Here is a 19,471-nt window from a genome sequence, read left to right as displayed (position 1 = left end):
TATGCAGCTCAACATTACCGGAAATAACGTCGAGATCACCGAGGCCCTGCGCGAATTTGTCACCTCAAAGTTTGCCAAACTTGAGCAATATTTTGACCGAATCAACCAGGTTTATGTTGTTCTGAAAGTGGAGAAAGTCACCCACACCTCAGATGCAACACTGCATGTTAACGGTGGCGAAATTCATGCCAGCGCGGAAGGTCAGGACATGTACGCCGCCATTGATGGCTTAATTGATAAGTTGGCACGTCAGCTAACCAAGCATAAAGACAAATTGAAACAACACTAATTGTCCGGGCAATTAGCAAGTGCATGGCGGCCTGTTGTATGGCACAACAGGCCATTTGTACGGTTAATGCTCCGAATCTGTCCCACTGTTTGAGTGGGCAGATTCTTAGGTGAAATTATGACAAATAATGATACAACTCTACAGCTTAACAGTGTTCTTAACAGGGAATGTACGCGAAGTCGCGTCCACTGTCAGAGCAAAAAACGCGCCCTGGAAATCATCAGCGAACTGGCGGCAAAACAACTTAGCCTGCCGCCACAGGTGGTTTTTGAAGCTATTCTGACGCGGGAAAAAATGGGCAGTACCGGTATTGGTAATGGCATTGCCATTCCGCACGGCAAACTGGAAGAAGATACCCTACGCGCTGTTGGCGTTTTCGTTCAGCTAGAAACACCCATTGCTTTCGATGCCATCGACAACCAGCCGGTAGATTTACTTTTTGCCCTGTTGGTACCCGCAGACCAAACCAAAACGCACCTGCATACTCTTTCGCTGGTCGCGAAACGTCTGGCGGACAAAACTATCTGCCGCCGTTTACGTGCAGCCCAGAGCGATGAAGAGCTGTATCAAATCATTACGGATACCGAAGGTACTCCGGATGAAACGTAGTTATTCTGTAATGTCTCTTTTAGACGTTGTGAGGAGAAACAGTACATGGTACTGATGATCGTCAGCGGACGTTCAGGGTCAGGCAAATCTGTCGCCCTGCGTGCGCTGGAAGATATGGGTTTTTACTGCGTGGATAACCTTCCCGTGGTGCTGTTACCCGATCTGGCTCGGACTCTGGCCGATCGCGAAATTTCTGCCGCCGTCAGCATTGATGTTCGCAATATGCCAGAGTCGCCAGAAATATTCGAACAGGCGATGAGCAATCTGCCTGATGCTTTCTCACCGCAACTCCTGTTTCTCGATGCCGATCGTAACACGCTGATTCGTCGTTACAGCGATACGCGTCGCCTGCATCCGCTTTCCAGCAAAAACCTGTCGCTGGAAAGTGCTATCGACAAAGAAAGCGATCTTCTGGAGCCGCTGCGTTCGCGCGCTGATCTGATTGTCGATACGTCTGAAATGTCCGTTCACGAACTGGCAGAAATGTTGCGTACCCGTCTGCTGGGTAAACGCGAGCGTGAACTGACAATGGTCTTTGAGTCCTTCGGTTTCAAGCACGGTATTCCTATCGACGCGGATTACGTCTTTGACGTACGTTTCCTGCCGAACCCGCACTGGGATCCGAAACTGCGTCCGATGACGGGCCTTGATAAACCTGTCGCCGCGTTCCTCGACAGACACACAGAAGTACACAATTTTATCTACCAGACGCGTAGCTATCTTGAGCTATGGTTACCTATGCTGGAAACCAACAACCGTAGCTACCTGACGGTCGCCATTGGTTGTACTGGCGGGAAACACCGTTCGGTGTATATTGCAGAACAGTTGGCAGACTACTTCCGCTCACGCGGTAAAAACGTCCAGTCACGCCATCGCACGCTGGAAAAACGTAAACCATGACCGTCAAACAAACCGTTGAAATCACTAACAAGCTGGGCATGCATGCCCGGCCTGCTATGAAACTGTTTGAATTAATGCAGGGTTTTGACGCCGAAGTGCTTTTACGTAATGATGAAGGCACCGAGGCTGAAGCCAACAGCGTTATTGCGCTGTTGATGCTGGATTCTGCCAAAGGACGACAGATAGAAGTCGAAGCGACCGGCCCGCAGGAAGTCGAGGCGCTGGCCGCCGTCATCGCTCTCTTTAACTCAGGTTTTGACGAAGATTAATCTTCGTCATTCTGACGCCTGATTCCCTCAGACATGCACCTTCCGCCCTGACGGGCGAAAAAAGCACAAGCCCCAAATGTCTCCATTTCTCGCAAATTGTACATTTCGTGCGCTTTCCTGTACGCATAAAACCTTAAGAAAACCTTAAAAAGTGTTGTTTAGGTTTTGTTTAAGTTAAGTCCTCATACTGGAGGCAGTCAGAAAAAACCTCCAGGAGATGGCATGATTCGCTTATCTGAACAAAGTCCCCTGGGCACCGGAAGACATCGGAAATGTTATGCGCATCCGGAAGATGCCCAACGCTGTATTAAGATTGTCCACCACCGTGGCGACGGTGGTGATAAAGAGATCCGCCGTGAGTTAAAGTACTATGCGCATCTTGGCCGTCGTTTGAAAGACTGGAGCGGTATTCCGCGCTATCACGGTACAGTTGAGACTGATTGCGGAACCGGTTATGTCTACGATGTCATTGCCGATTTCGATGGCAAACCGTCTATTACACTGAGCGAATTTGCTAAACAGTGCCATTACGAAGAAGATATCGCGCAACTGCGTCAGTTGCTGAAACAGTTAAAGCGTTATTTGCAGGATAACCACATCGTGACGATGTCGCTGAAGCCGCAGAATATCCTCTGCCACCGCATCAGTGAGTCAGAAATTATCCCCGTCGTCTGTGACAACATTGGTGAAAGCACGTTGATTCCACTGGCGACGTGGTCGAAGTGGTGTTGTTTGCGTAAACAACAGCGGCTGTGGCGACGTTTTATCGCTCAACCAGCGTTATCTGTTGCTCTGCAAAAAGAGGCGCAATCTCGAGAAAGCAAAAAGCTCGCCCTCTCCTCGCGCGAAGCTTAATACAACTGGTATTGCTGCATAAACGACTCACCGCCCAACTGATGCATCTGCCGTAAAATCCACGCCTGACGGCTACGCACGTAGCCTGACGGTGCGGAAGCTTTAAAGCGTAGTGGGCTCGGTAACACTGCCGCCAGTAACGCCGCTTCCGACTGAGTGAGTTTACTGGCTGGTTTATGAAAATAACGTTGTGCCGCAGCTTCAACACCAAACACACCGTCGCCAAATTCAGCGATATTCAGGTAAACCGTCAGGATGCGCTTTTTGCTCCAGACCGTTTCTATCCCCAGTGTTAATCCGGCTTCCAGCCCTTTTCGTACCCAGCTACGCCCATCCCACAAAAAGAGATTTTTGGCTGTCTGCTGCGAAATTGTTGATGCGCCGCGAATGCGGTTTTCATTGCGCTCGTTGTGCGCCAGGGCTTTCTCAATGGAAGCGACATCAAAACCCCAGTGCTCGGGGAATTTCTGATCTTCTGCGGCAATCACCGCCAGCCCCATCCACGGCGAGATTTGATCCATACTGACCCAATCAGAATGCGCCATGTAACGGAAGTTACCGTGCAGCCAGGCACTTAGCTGTCGCTCGACCATCACCGCAGAAAACGGGACCGGCGCTATGCTAAACAGCGCTATCCCCCCGCCCCAAAACACAACGAGGACACTCAATAACCGCAGAATGAAACGGCGAACGAAACCGAACGCCGTTACGCGGCGTTTGCTCATTCCGCCAGAACCAGCACGCGGGAAACCAGCTTATCAATGCCGCCTGCTGCTTCCGCAATGTTCTGTGCCAACATATACGCAGGCGTGGTGACAATCTTATTGTCTTCATCAACGACAATATCATCTACCGGACATGGCACATGTTCTGCGCCCATTTCTTCCAGTACTTCAGCGGTATCAATATCTGTACCGATGGTCAAACGCAGCGGGAAATTGAAAATTTTCGGCAACATTGCCGGGGCAATGCACATAAAGCCAAGCGGTTTTCCGGCCTGATGCATTGCTTGCGCCAGCGCTTTTAACTCACGGTCTACGCTGCATTCACTGCCAAGACTAGCAAAATTACTTAAATTCTTTGCCGCGCCAAATCCGCCCGGCACAATTAACGCATCCAGTTCGGCGGCATCAGCCTGGGCCAGAGGACGGATCTCACCACGCGTAATACGCGCCGCTTCAATCAACACATTGCGCGTTTCCGCCATTGCTTCACCGGTTAAATGGTTGATGACATCAACCTGCTGCTTATCTGGAGCAAAACAAACTGCCTGCGCGCCGCTGCGAGATATCGCTAATAACGTCAATACCGCTTCATGAATTTCAGAGCCGTCATAGACGCCGCATCCGCTCAGAACTACACCAATTTTCTTCATTGTGATCATCCTTTCGCAATTGACTGAAACACATTAATTTTTTTAATAAAAACGCTACGCATCACACATTTAACTGATTCATGTAACAAATCATTTAAGATTTGCTATCTTAACTGCATACGGCCTGAAAAACAGTGCTGTGCCTTTGTTACTTATCATAAAAATTTACGGCGCAGCCAAGATTTCCCTGGTGTTGGCGCAGTATTCGCGCACCCCGGTTTAGCCGGGGTCATTTTTTAGCAGCTTTTGCCACCCACGCTTTCAGCACTTCTACGTCGTGACGCCACTCTTCTTTCATCTCTTCAATCCATTCACCAACATTATCTTCCCACGCAGGAAGGTCTGGTGACTGAATTTGCTGGCCAAGCTGTTGTAGATGGCGTAATCCCACTGAACCCGCTGCGCCTTTGATTTTATGCCCTTCCTCAACGATGCCTTTTTTGTCCTGTGCCGTCAGATTCGACTCCAGTACGCTGACATAGCCCGGCATCATCTTCTCAAACACGGCCAACCCGTCAGTAATCAGCTTCGGTCCTACAAGTTCGAGATACTGTTCCAGCATGGGAATATCGAGCAATGCTTCTGATTTACCACTCTCTTCTGTCGTCACCGTGCTCTCCTCATCATCCTGGGTATCCCAGAATTTCTTGATCATCGCGGTTAGTGCCGGTACTGAAAGTGGCTTACTCAGCACATCATCCATTCCAGCATTAAGGTACTCTTGTTTATCTTTCAGCACGTTGGCGGTTAAGGCCACCAGCGGTGGTAAATCTTCACGCGGATAACGCTTCGTCAGTTCGCGTGATATATCCAGCCCGGTCATATCTGGTAACTGAATATCCAGCAATACAAGGTCGTATTCGCCTGGCTTAAACATCTCCAGTGCTGCCTTACCAGACATCGCCACATCAACGCTGTTGCCCAGTTTTTCCAGCACAGAACGGGCAACGATGACGTTCAGCTCAATGTCTTCTACCAACAGCACGTTCAACGCAGGTAAAGGCATATCATCTTCGTCAAATGCGTCATCCACTTCTTCCGCTACCGACGGCGCGTGGATCGTCAGGGTAAAGGTCGAGCCTTTACCTTGTTCGCTGGTAACAGTGATATCACCGCCCATATTTTTCGCCAGCCGACGAGAAACCGCCAGACCAATACCAGTACCGGTTGCAGGTTTGCCACCATGGCTGTCTTTCACCTGGTAATACATGGCGAAAATTTTATCCAGTTCATTCTGTGGAATACCGATACCGGAGTCTTCCACTTCAAAATGCAGCATGTCGCCGTCGTCATAACGTACGCGAACAGTCACCTGGCCCTTCTGGGTGAATTTCACAGCGTTACTGATTAAGTTCCACAGGATCTGGCGCAAGCGAGTCCCGTCGGTAATGACCTGATGCGGCAACGGCAGTGTTGGTTCAAGAACAAAACGCAAACCTTTTTGTTGCGCCTGCAGTGCGGAGAGATTTTCCAGATCGGCCAGGAAGCTGGTGAAATCAACCGGCTGGTTATCGAGCTGAACTTTACGTCGCTCCATCTTATCCATATCAATAATATCGTTGAAGATATTGCCCAGAGTGATGGCGGAAACATGGATAGTTTTGAGATATTTTTCCTGCTCGGCGGTGAGTTCTGTATCCAGCAGAATTCGGCTCAGGCCGACGATACCGTTCAGCGGGGTACGCAACTCATGACTGATGGTGGAGATAAAAGTTGTTTTATCGCGGCTGGCGCGTTCGAGTGCATCCTGATAACGCTTACGCTCGGTAATGTCGCGGCCAAACCCCATTAAGCCGTGGCGTTTACCCACGCGGTCGTAGTACGGCACTTTACGGATTTCAAAGCAGGCTTTGCGTCCGTCCGGATAATCCAGCCACTGTTCATAGGTCAGTGACACATTATGACGGAACACTTTCTCGTCGGTTTCAATGACTTTCGCTGCGGCTTCCGGCGAGTAAACGTCCGCAGGTTTCAAATGCACCAGCTGTTTTTCGCTTTTTCCGGTCAGCAGTTCCATCGCACGGTTACAACCGGAAAACTCTTTATCTTCGTTACGGTAAAAAACCAGATCGGGTGAAGCATCAAGGAAGGAACGTAAGAACGAGGATTGTTGCTCGAGCTGAATTCGCGTCTCTTCGCGCTCTTTGATTTCAATTTTCAGCTGACCGAAGGTTTCCTGCAATTCGGCTTCTGCTTTTTCGCGAACGGCAATTTCCTGATTAAGCTGGGTAATATTATCTTTCAGCTGTACGTTGAGGCTTAGATCGCGCTCGCGCATCTCCTCCAGCTTTTGCACCAGGCGTGACAGGCGTTGCCGCGACTCCTCGAGTTGCTCAACGACTACCGAAAGAAAGTAGACCGCCCATGGCGTAATCAACAAACCAAAGAAAATTGAGCGGATAACATCAATACTTTCGACCTGGCCATGCAGCACCATGGTCACCGCCATTTGTACCACGATGGCAAGTACGACGAGGGCCAATGCCAGCAGCATTGAGAAGCGCACCAGACCTAACTTCATCATCAGGTCAACATAGTACTGCGCCAGCAGACGAATTTGCTTCATTAGGGGATTCCTTCACATCAATCTGCCACAATAATACCCAATTCTGACAGTTACGTTATAAATTGTGTAAGAAATGCGGATTCCCCCTCATCGGCCTACGCCGTTGGAGGTAGCCACGGACGCCCCAGCGCCGATCCCTGTACGCCATGTTCCGTAAGATAACGATCCAACTCGACCATTCCCGTCCAGCGATTTTCACACCACAGAGGGGCCAGCAGCGTCGGGCGACGGGCGCTGGCGGAAATGCGATGGTAGATAACTTCCGGTGGCGTATGGCGAATCATTTCTCCGGCAGTGAGCGTGTAATCCTCCAGTTCAATACCGTTCAAACGCCCCGCTTCCCAGGCTTTCGCCATAATGCTGCCTTTCACAATATGCAACGGATGCAGCTTTATACCGTCTACGCCGGTTTCAACCACTCGCTCCAGCGTTTGCAAACATTCAGCCTGCCCTTCACCAGGCAGGCCGACAATTAAGTGAGAGCACACCTTCAGCCCGCGCTGACGTGCCAGCTGGGTCGTACGCTGATAACAGGCAAAATCATGGCCACGATTGATGCGATGCAGCGTTTTGTCGTGCGCGGTTTGCAGCCCCAGCTCCAGCCACACTTCGTAGCCCTGGTCCTTATATTCGCAAAGCAGATCCAGCACCGCATCCGGCACGCAGTCCGGGCGCGTACCCACACACAAACCGACAATATTGGCCTGGCTCACCGCCTGTTGATACATAGATCGCAGCACCTGAACTTCCGCAAAAGTGCTGGTATACGCCTGAAAGTAGGCAAGATAGCGTTTCGCACGGTTAACCAGATTCGCCTGATGCGCCAGCTGTTCGGCAATGGAGCGGTGTTGCTGCGCTTCGTCGGCAAACGAAGCAACATTACAGAATGTGCATCCACCGCGCCCGATGGTTCCGTCACGATTCGGGCAGCTAAAACCGCCATGCAGCGTCAGTTTATGCACCTTTTGCCCGTAACGACGGGTAAGATCCCCACCAAACATATTGACTAATTTCTGTAACTGCATAATCTGATAGACCGCGCCTTGAAAAGAGGCCAAAGCCTGCCATTTTTAGCTCAATTCGGCGATGACCTGGATCAATCGTCCCGGCCCACCCACACCAACTGCATAATAAATCACAATTACTGAAATTTAATGCAATAACACATAAATTACTTTTGCTTATCTTGCGTCGGATTTTTTTATCCGCTGATGGATTTTAAACAAAAACAGTAGCATGAAATGCCTTTCCCTCTAAAGGCAGTATAAAACACTGGCTCAAGCGTCAATTCAAGGCAGGATAAGGGCTAACACGCCACTATAGTAGTCAGGCACTCAACGTTTTCCTTTTTCCCCTTCCATTAATTAAGAATGATAAATTTATTTTAATTTCAACCAATTAACAAAGAATTTTGCGCTAAAGCACATTTCTATACCAATAAGCTTGCCATTTGACCTGTATCCGCTTTCCCGATAAGTTGGAAATCCGCTGGAAGCTTTCTGGATGAGCAGCCTGCTCATCATATTTATGCAGTAATTGAGATCCCCTCTTCACCGTATTAACCGATGCGAAAAGGACAAAAAAGGGGGCGAATGCGAGGTAAGCGTATGAAACGCAAACCCCGTCGCCACGCTCTTTCTGTGCCCGTGCGCAGCGGTTCGGTAGTGGGGTTCCCGCAGAGCCTGGGGGAGGTTCACGATATGTTGTACGATAAATCCCTTGAGAGGGATAACTGTGGTTTCGGCCTGATCGCCCACATAGAAGGCGAACCTAGCCACAAGGTAGTGCGTACTGCAATACACGCACTGGCCCGTATGCAGCACCGTGGCGCGATTCTCGCTGATGGTAAAACCGGTGACGGTTGCGGCCTGCTGTTACAAAAACCGGATCGCTTTTTTCGCATCGTTGCGCAGGAGCGCGGCTGGCGTTTAGCCAAAAACTACGCCGTCGGGATGATCTTCCTGAATAAAGATCCTGAACTCGCCGCCGCCGCACGCCGCATCGTTGAAGAAGAGCTACAACGCGAAACCTTGTCGATTGTCGGCTGGCGTGATGTCCCTACCAACGAAGGCGTGCTGGGTGAAATCGCCCTCTCCTCTCTGCCACGTATTGAGCAAATTTTCGTTAACGCCCCGGCAGGCTGGCGTCCGCGCGATATGGAGCGCCGTCTGTTTATCGCCCGCCGCCGCATTGAAAAGCGCCTCGAAGCCGATAAAGACTTCTACGTCTGTAGCCTGTCGAATCTGGTGAACATCTATAAGGGTCTGTGTATGCCGGCGGATCTGCCGCGCTTCTACCTGGATCTTGCGGACCTGCGCCTGGAATCAGCCATCTGCCTGTTCCACCAGCGCTTCTCCACTAACACCGTACCGCGCTGGCCGCTGGCGCAACCGTTCCGCTACCTGGCGCATAACGGCGAAATTAACACCATTACCGGTAACCGCCAGTGGGCGCGCGCCCGTACTTATAAATTCCAGACGCCGCTGATCCCTGATTTGCACGACGCTGCGCCGTTCGTCAACGAAACTGGTTCTGACTCCAGTTCCATGGATAACATGCTGGAACTGTTGCTGGCTGGCGGGATGGATATCATCCGCGCTATGCGTCTGTTAGTGCCACCAGCCTGGCAGAACAACCCGGATATGGACCCGGAACTGCGCGCGTTCTTCGATTTTAACTCCATGCATATGGAACCGTGGGATGGCCCGGCGGGCATCGTGATGTCCGATGGTCGTTTCGCTGCCTGTAACCTCGACCGTAACGGTCTGCGTCCGGCGCGCTACGTCATCACCAAAGATAAGCTGATCACCTGCGCCTCGGAAGTGGGTATCTGGGATTACCAGCCTGACGAAGTGGTCGAAAAAGGCCGCGTTGGCCCAGGCGAACTGATGGTGATCGACACCCGCGGTGGGCGCATTCTGCACTCGGCAGAAACCGACGACGATCTGAAAAGCCGCCACCCTTATAAAGAGTGGATGGAGAAAAACGTCCGCCGCCTGGTGCCGTTTGAAGATTTACCCGATGAAGAAGTGGGTAGCCGTGAACTGGACGATGACACGCTTGCCAGCTACCAGAAACAGTTTAACTACAGCGCGGAAGAACTGGACTCCGTAATCCGTGTGCTGGGCGAAAACGGCCAGGAAGCAGTAGGTTCGATGGGCGATGACACCCCATTCGCCGTGCTCTCCAGCCAGCCGCGCATTATTTACGACTACTTCCGTCAGCAGTTTGCCCAGGTAACAAACCCGCCAATCGACCCGTTGCGTGAAGCGCATGTTATGTCACTCGCCACCAGCATCGGTCGTGAAATGAACGTCTTCTGCGAAGCAGAAGGCCAGGCGCACCGTTTAAGCTTTAAATCGCCGATCCTGCTCTATTCCGATTTCAAACAGCTCACGACCATGAAAGAGGAGCACTACCGCGCAGATACGCTGGACATCACCTTTGATGTAACCAAAACCACGCTCGAAGCGACGGTCAAAGAGCTGTGCGACAAAGCCGAAAAAATGGTACGTAGCGGCACCGTATTGCTGGTGCTTTCCGACCGGAATATCGCTAAAGACCGCCTGCCGGTTCCGGCCCCGATGGCGGTTGGCGCAATCCAGACCCGTCTGGTCGATCAAAGCCTGCGTTGCGATGCCAACATCATCGTCGAAACCGCCAGCGCCCGCGATCCGCACCACTTCGCCGTACTGCTGGGCTTCGGCGCGACGGCTATATATCCGTATCTTGCCTATGAAACGCTGGGCCGCTTGATCGACACTCAGGCGATTGCCAAAAATTATCGTACCGTGATGCTGAACTACCGTAATGGCATCAACAAAGGCTTGTACAAAATCATGTCCAAAATGGGCATCTCCACCATCGCCTCTTACCGCTGCTCGAAACTGTTTGAAGCGGTCGGTCTGCACGATGATGTAGTGGGCCTGTGCTTCCAGGGCGCGGTTAGCCGCATTGGCGGGGCGAGCTTTGAAGACTTCCAGCAGGACCTGCTGAACCTTTCGAAACGAGCCTGGCTGGCGCGTAAGCCCATCAGTCAGGGCGGCCTGCTGAAATACGTCCACGGCGGCGAATATCACGCCTACAACCCGGACGTAGTGCGCACGCTGCAACAGGCGGTCCAGAGCGGCGAGTACAGCGACTATCAGGAATACGCAAAGCTGGTTAACGAACGTCCGGCAACGACGCTGCGCGACTTGCTGGCGATTACTCCGGGTGAAAACACGGTCAGCATTGATAACGTTGAACCTGCAAGCGAACTGTTTAAACGCTTCGATACCGCTGCAATGTCTATCGGCGCATTAAGCCCGGAAGCCCACGAGGCGCTGGCGGAAGCAATGAACAGCATTGGCGGCAACTCTAACTCCGGTGAAGGTGGTGAAGATCCGGCGCGCTACGGCACCAACAAAGTCTCGCGCATCAAGCAGGTCGCTTCTGGTCGCTTCGGCGTCACTCCGGCGTACCTGGTCAATGCCGACGTCATTCAGATTAAAGTCGCTCAGGGTGCGAAGCCCGGCGAAGGCGGTCAGTTGCCGGGTGATAAAGTCACTCCTTACATCGCCAAACTGCGCTATTCGGTGCCGGGCGTGACGTTGATCTCCCCGCCGCCGCACCACGATATCTACTCTATCGAGGACTTAGCGCAGTTGATTTTCGACCTGAAACAGGTCAACCCGAAAGCGATGATCTCCGTAAAACTGGTGTCCGAACCGGGCGTCGGCACCATCGCGACTGGCGTGGCAAAAGCCTATGCAGATTTAATTACCATCGCAGGCTATGACGGTGGCACCGGCGCAAGCCCGCTGTCGTCAGTGAAATATGCAGGCTGCCCGTGGGAACTCGGTCTGGTGGAAACCCAGCAGGCGCTGGTTGCCAACGGTCTACGTCATAAAATTCGTTTGCAGGTTGATGGCGGTCTGAAAACGGGCGTTGATATCATTAAAGCAGCAATTCTTGGCGCGGAAAGCTTTGGCTTCGGTACCGGTCCGATGGTCGCGCTCGGTTGTAAATACCTGCGAATTTGCCACCTGAACAACTGCGCAACGGGTGTGGCAACTCAGGACGACAAACTGCGTAAGAACCACTATCACGGCCTGCCGTTCAAGGTGACCAATTACTTTGAGTTTATCGCCCGTGAAACCCGCGAGCTGATGGCACAACTGGGCGTAACACGTCTGGTGGATCTGATTGGTCGCACCGACCTGCTGAAAGAGCTGGACGGTTTCACCGCCAAACAGCAGAAACTGGCGCTGTCGAAGCTGCTGGAGACCGCCGAGCCGCATCCAGGTAAGGCGCTCTACTGTACTGAAAACAACCCACCGTTTGATAACGGTCTGCTGAACGCGCAGTTGCTGCAACAGGCGAAACCTTTTGTCGATGAGCGCCAGAGCAAAACCTTCTGGTTCGATATTCGCAACACCGACCGTTCCGTGGGCGCATCGCTCTCAGGCTATATCGCCCAGACGCACGGCGATCAGGGGCTGGCTGCCGATCCTATCAAAGCGTACTTCAATGGCACCGCAGGCCAGAGCTTCGGTGTGTGGAACGCGGGCGGCGTGGAGTTGTATCTGACGGGCGATGCTAACGACTATGTCGGTAAAGGCATGGCGGGCGGCTTAATCGCCATTCGTCCACCGGTGGGTTCAGCATTCCGCAGCCATGAAGCGAGCATTATCGGCAACACCTGCCTGTACGGCGCCACTGGCGGTCGTCTGTATGCTGCAGGCCGCGCGGGTGAACGTTTCGGCGTGCGTAACTCCGGTGCGATTACCGTGGTAGAAGGTATTGGCGACAACGGTTGTGAATATATGACGGGCGGTATCGTCTGCATTCTGGGTAAAACCGGCGTTAACTTTGGCGCGGGCATGACCGGCGGCTTCGCTTACGTTCTCGACGAAAGTGGCGATTTCCGCAAACGCGTTAACCCGGAACTGGTGGAGGTCCTAAGCGTTGATGATTTAGCTATCCATGAAGAGCATCTGCGTGGTCTTATCACCGAGCATGTGCAGCATACCGGTTCTCAGCGTGGTGAAGAGATTCTGGCAAACTGGTCAACCTTCGCCACTAAATTCGCGCTGGTTAAACCGAAGTCCAGTGATGTAAAAGCACTGCTGGGTCACCGTAGTCGTAGCGCAGCAGAGTTGCGCGTGCAGGCGCAGTAAGGGGTAGCAACAATGAGTCAGAATGTTTATCAATTTATCGACCTGCAGCGCGTTGATCCGCCAAAGAAACCGCTGAAGATCCGCAAAATTGAGTTTGTTGAAATTTACGAGCCGTTTTCCGAAGGCCAGGCCAAAGCGCAGGCTGACCGCTGCCTGTCATGCGGCAACCCATACTGCGAGTGGAAATGCCCGGTACATAACTACATCCCAAACTGGCTGAAGCTCGCCAACGAGGGGCGGATTTTTGAAGCGGCAGAACTGTCGCACCAGACCAACACCCTGCCGGAAGTGTGTGGGCGCGTCTGCCCGCAGGATCGTCTGTGCGAAGGTTCCTGTACTCTGAACGATGAATTCGGCGCGGTGACTATCGGCAACATCGAACGCTATATCAATGATAAAGCGTTCGAAATGGGCTGGCGTCCGGATATGTCCGGCGTGAAACAGACCGGTAAAAAAGTGGCGATTATCGGCGCAGGTCCGGCTGGTCTGGCGTGTGCGGATGTACTGACACGCAACGGAGTGAAAGCCGTTGTCTTCGACCGCCATCCAGAAATTGGCGGCCTGTTGACCTTCGGTATTCCGGCCTTCAAGCTGGAAAAAGAGGTGATGACGCGCCGCCGTGAAATCTTCACTGGCATGGGTATTGAGTTCAAACTCAATACCGAAGTGGGCCGAGACGTACAACTGGACGATCTACTGAATGATTACGATGCCGTATTCCTCGGCGTTGGGACTTATCAGTCAATGCGTGGCGGGCTGGAGAATGAAGACGCCGACGGCGTATACGCGGCACTGCCGTTCCTCATCGCCAACACCAAACAGTTAATGGGCTTTGGCGAAACCAGCGACGAACCGTTCGTCAGCATGGAAGGCAAACGCGTGGTGGTACTTGGCGGTGGCGACACTGCGATGGACTGCGTGCGCACGTCTGTACGCCAGGGAGCGAAGCACGTCACCTGCGCTTATCGTCGTGACGAAGAGAACATGCCAGGTTCCCGCCGCGAAGTAAAAAATGCGCGGGAAGAAGGTGTTGAGTTCAAGTTTAACGTCCAGCCGCTGGGCATTGAAGTAAATGGCAACGGCAAAGTCAGCGGCGTAAAAATGGTGCGTACCGAAATGGGCGAACCAGACGCTAAAGGCCGTCGCCGCGCGGAGATCGTTGCAGGTTCTGAACATATCGTTCCAGCAGATGCGGTAATCATGGCGTTTGGTTTCCGCCCACATAGCATGGAATGGCTGGCAGAACACAGCGTCGAGCTGGACTCTCAAGGGCGCATTATCGCTCCGGAAGGCAGCGATAATGCCTTCCAGACCAGCAACCCGAAAATCTTTGCTGGCGGCGATATCGTCCGTGGTTCCGACCTGGTGGTGACCGCCATTGCCGAAGGCCGTAAGGCGGCTGACGGCATTATGAACTGGCTGGAAGTTTAATCCCTGCCCCAGCGCCGTCTCCTAAGAAAAGAGTACGGCGCTGAAATCCTCCTTTCTTGCTGGAAAGTGCCTCGCATAATCTGAAGAAAACCAATGTAATACGCATATCTGGATTGTTACCGACAGATGCCCGGCGTATAGCTGATTCCATTATTCAACACAGCGCCATATAAAGGGAAAGATAATGGAATCGCTCTCATTTCAAACCACAGCAGGCTACCAGCAAATCCACGACGGCATTATTCATCTGGTCGATAGCGCCCGGACAGAAACGATACGTAGCGTAAACGCGTTAATGACCGCTACATACTGGGAAATTGGCAGACGAATTGTCGAATTTGAACAAGGTGGTGAGGCACGGGCCGCGTATGGTACGCAGTTAATCAAGCGGCTATCAAAGGATTTAAGTCTAAGGTATAAGCGTGGGTTCTCCACCAGGAATTTATGGCAGTTTAAGAATTTTTATATTTGTTTTCAACGAATTGAAATTGTGCAGACACTGTCTGCACAATTCACCCCCACAATTCTCCAGACTGTGTCTGGAGAATCTTGCCATTTAGCGCAACTCGCCAAATCCTTCCCCCTACCCTGGTCCACTTACGTCCGTTTGCTTTCTGTTAAAAACGCTGACGCCCGCAGTTTTTATGAAAAAGAGACGCTCCGCTGTGGCTGGTCTGCTCGTCAGCTCGAACGACAAATTGCGACCCAGTTTTATGAGCGGACATTACTATCACATGACAAATCAGCCATGCTGCAACAACACGCTCCTGCCGAGACGCATATTCTTCCGCAGCAGGCGATACGCGATCCCTTTGTGCTCGAATTTCTGGAATTAAAAGATGAATACTCAGAATCTGATTTTGAGGAGGCTCTGATCAACCACCTGATGGATTTCATGCTGGAACTTGGGGATGATTTTGCCTTTGTTGGTCGACAGCGAAGGTTACGCATTGATGACAACTGGTTTCGGGTCGATCTGTTGTTTTTCCACCGCCGTTTACGCTGCCTGCTAATCGTCGATCTAAAAGTGGGCAAATTCAGCTATAGCGATGCCGGACAGATGAATATGTATCTCAACTATGCCAAAGAGCACTGGACGCTACCGGATGAAAATCCGCCCATCGGTCTGGTTCTCTGTGCAGAGAAAGGAGCCGGAGAAGCGCATTATGCACTGGCGGGTTTGCCTAACACCGTTCTGGCAAGTGAATATAAGATACAGCTACCTGATGAGAAACGACTCGCGGATGAACTCGTTCGAACACAGGCGGCGCTAGAGGAAGGTTATAGACGCCGTTAATTTCAGCAATTTCGAATTCTCCAGACTATGTCTGGAGAATCTTTAAAACGAACTAAGTTTTAAGCCATTAACTCAGCCTTAACCTTCACTACCACCTTTTTAATCTCACCAGGCTCGCTAACAACACATCCCGGTTTATGCGGTTCTCCTGGCATAAACACGGCGAACATTCCCGGTTTCAGGATGATAGCTTGCTCGTTCTCAATGGCGCTGCAAAGCTGGTAATCATCTTCATGGTGAAATTCTTCACACTGACGCGCAGAACCTGCCATGCCAAAAAGAATCCGCTCCTCGCCGCTTAACAATAACTGGATATCTATATATTGCTCGTGCAATTCGGCTTTTTTCTCAACGGGCGATTGAGTGTTAAAAGTCATGACATTCATAAAGATATTGTCGCCCTGCAATTCGTAACGACCCGGCGCTTTTTCCTGCGGCCTGGCGGCTAATGCCAGCGTTAACGCGTCCAGTAGTGCTGGATGTAAACCGGCAGACGGTAACGACTGTACTTCACCCATCATCATAATTTTTCTCCCTGGGCCAACAGCGCAGCCCCAAGTAAACCTGCATCGTGGCGGTAGTGCGCCGCCAGTAAATCAACGTGAAATGCCGCTGGCTCCTGAGCCAGATACGTTTCCACCAGCGCCAGGTATCCTTCTGCCAACCCGACGCTGCCACCGACCACCACACACTGGCAATCAGTTGTGGCTTTAACATCTGCAATCAGTCTTGCCAGCACGCGTGCGGAGCGGTGAATCAGTTGCTGCGCCTGACCGTCGCCCTGCCCGGCGCGCCTGAAGATAGTTTTCGCATCCGCGCCCGCCAGGTCGCCCTGCGCCGCCGCTGCAATGCCACGACCAGAAGCAATAGCTTCCACGCAACCTATGCGTCCACAGCCACAGACCGGACCGTGCGGATCGGCCAGCGTATGCCCGAGATGCCCCGCCAGACCGCCAGGGCCGGTTAGCAGATTGCCGCCACTGACCACTCCACCGCCAACGCCAGTGGAAACGGTGATAAACACCATATCGGTTATATCGCCTTCCAGCGCCTGATACTCCGCCCATGCTGCAGCCTGCGCATCGTTAATGGCAATGGTCGGCAAATCGGTAAGTTGTTCCAACGTTTTGACTAACGGAAAGTGTAGCAATCCACCGAGATTATGCGGATTCAGCGCCAACAGGCTGCCGTCGCGAATAATTCCGGTTGAAGCGATGGCAACTTGTTGCGCATGAGCTTGTAACGGTGCAATTAACGCGGCTAGGGCATCACGCAGCGCCTGCGGAGTCTGGCTGGCAGGTGTCGGTAGCTCACGACGATCGCGGATCTGCCCGTCAGCGCCAATCAGCGCAGCGGCAAGTTTAGTACCGCCGATATCAATCGCCAGTGTGGTCATAGCACCGCCTTTTTCATCGCTGTGTTGTACCACTGGCAAATGTGTTCAAGACGCGTAATGGCTGAACCGACCGTCACCGCCCATGCGCCGCGGCGCATGGCGTCTGCAGCCTGGGATGGCGTGTTGTAACGTCCTTCGGCAATCACCCGACATCCGGCGTCGCTTAATGTCTTCACCAGTGCCAGGTCTGGCTCTTCCGGTGTTTCAGGCGTGGTGTAACCCGAAAGCGTGGTGCCAATAATTTCGGCGCCGAGTTTTTGGCAAGCCAGGCCGTCCTCCGGCGTGGAACAGTCGGTCATCGCCAGTAAACCATGATGGTGAATACGTGCCAGCAGTGTTTCAACAGGAACCGGGCGCGGGCGATCGGTGCCATCAATAGCGATGATATCAGCCCCCGCCTGCGCCAGCGCATCAACATCTTCAATATAGGCGGTGATGCGTACCGGAGAATCCTCCAGATCGCGTTTCACAATCCCGATAATCGGCACACTCACCACCGCACGCGTAGCTTTCAGATTCGCCACACCTTCAATGCGAATGGCAACCGCACCAGCCTGCTCTGCCGCTAATGCCATGGCAGCGACGATTTCAGGTTTATCGAGCGGGCTGTCCGGAACCGGCTGGCAGGAGACAATCAGGCCACCGTTGGCGGCGATTTTTTGATCCAGTTGTGCAAGTAACGACATACTTCTTCCCTTAGCAAAAGGCCCGGCACATGGCCGGGCAACAGGATTAACTTTTGGTTTTGACTAAATCGTTTTTGGCACCGCCAAACGGCACGGCACCGCTGAATGGTTTGCCGTCGATAGCGTCATGAGTACGCAACGCTTCCGGGCGCAACCAACGCTGAACGCGAGAAGGCATATCCAGCCCAATCAGCAGGATCACCACGAACGTCAGGCTGAACGAGAGCGATCCCAGTGCAGTACCCAGATCCAGACGTTGAGCGATCAACGCACCAAGGATTGGGGCCAGTGCGCCGCCAAGCGCGCCAACGTTGTAGGTAAAGCCCAGGCCCGCTGCACGCTGGTCAGTATCGAAATAACCGCCAATCAGTTTCGGTAAGATCCCGGAAATACCCTGACCAAGCATTTGCTGGAAGAACAGTAACAGACCAAGCACCCAGACGTTTGCACCGCCAATCGCAAATACCGGAATAATCAGCAGCTGTGAGGCCAGCAGGCTGCAAACGTAGGCTTTGCGCGTTCCCAGCCAGTCGCCGAGGAAGCCGCCGACGCAGCAGCCAACCGCCGCACCAAAGCCGCTAAAGAACAACACATTGGCGACTGTATGCGGGTTATAAGCCAGATCGGTTTTAAGATACGTTGGCAGTAGCGCCTGAATCGGCCATGAGTAGAGGAAGGCAAATAACACAACCACCATCAGCATCACGCCCGTTGGCCAGCGTTTGCCCGTGCTTTGCACCATAAAGCTGATAAAGATTGCGGCGCATAGCAAACCAAGAACAGCGACGATTGCGGCATTTTGCAGATTACCGGCAAAGCAGAACCACAGCGCAGTGGCCGCTGCCAGCGTCATCACGATATTGGCGATACGATGTTCACCACGGTAGAGAATATCCACCATCGTTCGCACCGGTGCTTTGCCTCCGTGTTTCTCTTTCCAGTCTTCCGCTTCCGGGATGTTTTTCCGCAGCCAGAGAGCAAAGATGATCGGTAAGATGCCGATAAAGAACAGTGCACGCCAGCCCCAGACCGGAACGACCAGACTATAGACCTGGGCGGCAACCACAGCCCCCACCGAGAAGCCGGAAATCAGAAAACCACTGGCTTTGTTACGCAGATGTTTTGGCCAGCTTTCAATCACATAGGTGGCGCTGGAACCGTACTCACCCGCCATCCCCATGCCGATGACCAGACGCGCGATAAACATAGTGATGTAGCCAGGCGCAAAGCCGCAGGCCAGCGTCCCGATCGAGAAGAGAACGATACTGGTGACCATTGCCAGACGACGCCCGTAGCGGTCGCCCATAGCGCCAAGCATCAGGCCGCCGAACCAGCGAGAGATGAAAGCTGCGGAGATCAGGCTTGCCGCCTGTACTGTTGTCAGCCCGAATTCACCTTGTACTTCAGTGAGTACCAGGGCAATTAAAACGAAATCAAAACCATCAAGCAGATATCCCAACCAGGCAGCGGAAAATGCCCGCCATTGTGCACGATTGAGATGGCGATACCACGGGATATTCTGGGTTGTAGTACTCATTGTGAGTCTCCCGCGGTGGGCAATGCCCACACGCTTTGGTATGAAAATTGTAGGGTACAGATGCGCTTATTTCCCCTCACCCGGTAGGGGCGAGCAAGGG

At 52.6% G+C, this 19,471-nt stretch carries 16 protein-coding genes; 8 read left to right on the top strand and 8 right to left on the bottom strand.

What is annotated here, in order from left to right; translation table 11 throughout:
- Position 1: 1 nt before the first annotated feature.
- The 5 genes from hpf to yrbL all read left to right on the top strand — a co-directional run bounded on the left by hpf (position 2) and on the right by yrbL (position 2,922).
- A complete protein-coding gene (gene hpf / locus H9644_RS13610) occupies positions 2-289 on the top strand; it encodes a ribosome hibernation promoting factor (RefSeq protein ID WP_001176602.1) in 288 nt (95 codons plus the stop codon).
- Positions 290-406: 117 nt separating this feature from the next.
- Positions 407-898, top strand: coding sequence for a PTS IIA-like nitrogen regulatory protein PtsN (ptsN, locus tag H9644_RS13605; protein ID WP_064529515.1), 492 nt, complete (start codon positions 407-409; stop codon positions 896-898).
- 45 nt (positions 899-943) lie between these two features.
- Positions 944-1,798 (top strand): RNase adapter RapZ, encoded by an 855-nt coding sequence (rapZ, locus tag H9644_RS13600; RefSeq protein WP_000243741.1) that lies wholly within the window; start codon positions 944-946, stop codon positions 1,796-1,798.
- Positions 1,795-2,067 carry a PTS phosphocarrier protein NPr gene (gene npr / locus H9644_RS13595; protein WP_000216792.1) on the top strand — a complete coding sequence of 91 codons (273 nt, stop codon included), beginning with the start codon at positions 1,795-1,797 and terminating at the stop codon, positions 2,065-2,067. The genes rapZ and npr overlap by 4 nt, the downstream gene beginning before the upstream one ends.
- Positions 2,068-2,289: 222 nt before the next feature.
- Entirely contained in the window at positions 2,290-2,922 is a 633-nt protein-coding gene (gene yrbL / locus H9644_RS13590) for a PhoP regulatory network protein YrbL (protein ID WP_191774964.1), read from the top strand.
- On the opposite strand, the gene mtgA is transcribed toward yrbL, so the two are convergent.
- The 4 genes from mtgA to H9644_RS13570 form a co-directional block, all read right to left on the bottom strand.
- Positions 2,919-3,647 carry a monofunctional biosynthetic peptidoglycan transglycosylase gene (mtgA, locus tag H9644_RS13585; protein ID WP_064529513.1) on the bottom strand — a complete coding sequence of 243 codons (729 nt, stop codon included), beginning with the start codon at positions 3,645-3,647 and terminating at the stop codon, positions 2,919-2,921. The two genes, yrbL and mtgA, sit on opposite strands and share 4 nt — an antisense overlap.
- A complete protein-coding gene (gene elbB / locus H9644_RS13580; RefSeq protein ID WP_191774962.1) occupies positions 3,644-4,297 on the bottom strand; it encodes an isoprenoid biosynthesis glyoxalase ElbB in 654 nt (217 codons plus the stop codon). Before elbB ends, mtgA begins: the two co-directional genes overlap by 4 nt.
- Before the next feature lie 229 nt (positions 4,298-4,526).
- Positions 4,527-6,863, bottom strand: a complete 2,337-nt coding sequence (arcB, locus tag H9644_RS13575) for an aerobic respiration two-component sensor histidine kinase ArcB (protein WP_191774960.1) — start codon at positions 6,861-6,863, stop codon at positions 4,527-4,529.
- A gap of 95 nt (positions 6,864-6,958) precedes the next feature.
- Entirely contained in the window at positions 6,959-7,888 is a 930-nt protein-coding gene (locus H9644_RS13570) for a TIGR01212 family radical SAM protein (RefSeq protein ID WP_064529852.1), read from the bottom strand.
- 675 nt (positions 7,889-8,563) lie between these two features.
- Here H9644_RS13570 and gltB point away from each other — a divergent pair.
- The 3 genes from gltB (at position 8,564) to H9644_RS13555 (ending at position 15,752) form a co-directional block, all read left to right on the top strand.
- Positions 8,564-13,024: a glutamate synthase large subunit gene (gene gltB, locus H9644_RS13565; protein ID WP_191775068.1), complete on the top strand. Its 4,461-nt coding sequence runs from the start codon at positions 8,564-8,566 to the stop codon at positions 13,022-13,024.
- 12 nt (positions 13,025-13,036) lie between these two features.
- Positions 13,037-14,455 (top strand): glutamate synthase subunit GltD, encoded by a 1,419-nt coding sequence (gene gltD / locus H9644_RS13560; protein ID WP_064529510.1) that lies wholly within the window; start codon positions 13,037-13,039, stop codon positions 14,453-14,455.
- 184 nt (positions 14,456-14,639) lie between these two features.
- Positions 14,640-15,752, top strand: a complete 1,113-nt coding sequence (locus tag H9644_RS13555) for a PDDEXK nuclease domain-containing protein (RefSeq protein ID WP_191774958.1) — start codon at positions 14,640-14,642, stop codon at positions 15,750-15,752.
- A 59-nt stretch (positions 15,753-15,811) separates the two neighbouring features.
- On the opposite strand, the gene nanQ is transcribed toward H9644_RS13555, so the two are convergent.
- From nanQ to nanT, 4 genes are read right to left on the bottom strand one after another with little or no spacing between them, the layout of a single operon-like run.
- Positions 15,812-16,276, bottom strand: a complete 465-nt coding sequence (gene nanQ, locus H9644_RS13550; RefSeq protein WP_064529508.1) for an N-acetylneuraminate anomerase — start codon at positions 16,274-16,276, stop codon at positions 15,812-15,814.
- Positions 16,273-17,148, bottom strand: a complete 876-nt coding sequence (nanK, locus tag H9644_RS13545; protein ID WP_191774955.1) for an N-acetylmannosamine kinase — start codon at positions 17,146-17,148, stop codon at positions 16,273-16,275. The genes nanQ and nanK overlap by 4 nt, the downstream gene beginning before the upstream one ends.
- Positions 17,145-17,834, bottom strand: a complete 690-nt coding sequence (locus H9644_RS13540) for an N-acetylmannosamine-6-phosphate 2-epimerase (protein WP_064529506.1) — start codon at positions 17,832-17,834, stop codon at positions 17,145-17,147. The genes nanK and H9644_RS13540 overlap by 4 nt, the downstream gene beginning before the upstream one ends.
- A gap of 46 nt (positions 17,835-17,880) precedes the next feature.
- Positions 17,881-19,371 carry a sialic acid transporter NanT gene (gene nanT / locus H9644_RS13535; protein WP_064529505.1) on the bottom strand — a complete coding sequence of 497 codons (1,491 nt, stop codon included), beginning with the start codon at positions 19,369-19,371 and terminating at the stop codon, positions 17,881-17,883.
- Positions 19,372-19,471 lie beyond the last annotated feature (100 nt).

This window comes from Escherichia whittamii, from assembly GCF_014836715.1.
In the GTDB taxonomy this organism is placed as follows: Bacteria; Pseudomonadota; Gammaproteobacteria; order Enterobacterales; family Enterobacteriaceae; genus Escherichia; species Escherichia whittamii.
Note: the sequence above shows the minus strand (reverse complement) of the source record. Positions and strands in the feature narration are given on the sequence as shown.